General features: G+C 68.1%; 1 protein-coding gene. It reads left to right on the top strand.

Features of this window, described 5'->3' with window-relative positions:
• A partial coding sequence (locus tag BTA51_RS28905; protein WP_141215707.1) for an amidohydrolase family protein occupies nt 1-354 on the top strand: 354 nt, incomplete at its 5' end.
• Nucleotides 355-568: the final 214 nt, after the last annotated feature.

Genomic DNA, 568 nt, shown 5'->3' with positions numbered 1-568 from the left:
GTCTGGGAGAATGCGCGTCAGGCGGTGACCGCGGCGCGGATGCTTGAGAGCGGGGTTGATCCGTCCCTCGCGCCTGATGCGCGAGGCGGGCAGGGCGGCGCGCGGGTCGATGCGGTGAACGCGTTCCGGCTGGCAACGCGCGGAGGGGCCGAGGCTTTGGGGCTGCCCGTCGGCGCGTTCCGTGAGGGGATGGAGTTCGACGCGATGCTGGTCGACCCCGCGGTTGAGGCCGGAACGCTGCGCGTGTTCGATGAAGATGTCGAGGGCGCGCGGCTTCTGGAGCGGGTGCTCTACGGGACGTCGAAGCCGAATATCACGAGCGTCTGGGTGAACGGCGAGGCGGTGGTGGGGTGAAACCCCACCCTACGGCTTTCCGCGTGAATGGACCCACGTAGTGATCAGGCGGCTCTTGAGTCTTACCCCGGATCGCCCCCCTATCCCGCCGCGTAGGGTGGGGTTTCACCCCACCTTTCGCTCATGCCTTCAGCGCCCGCGCCAACAGGCCGCCGACTCCTGCAATCGTTCTTCTGCGGCCGCCGCATCCATCCCCAGCGTCAGCATCACCACC

The sequence above is a fragment of the Hahella sp. CCB-MM4 genome (assembly GCF_002260525.1).
GTDB lineage: Bacteria > Pseudomonadota > Gammaproteobacteria > Pseudomonadales > Oleiphilaceae > Hahella.
Note: the sequence above shows the minus strand (reverse complement) of the source record. Positions and strands in the feature narration are given on the sequence as shown.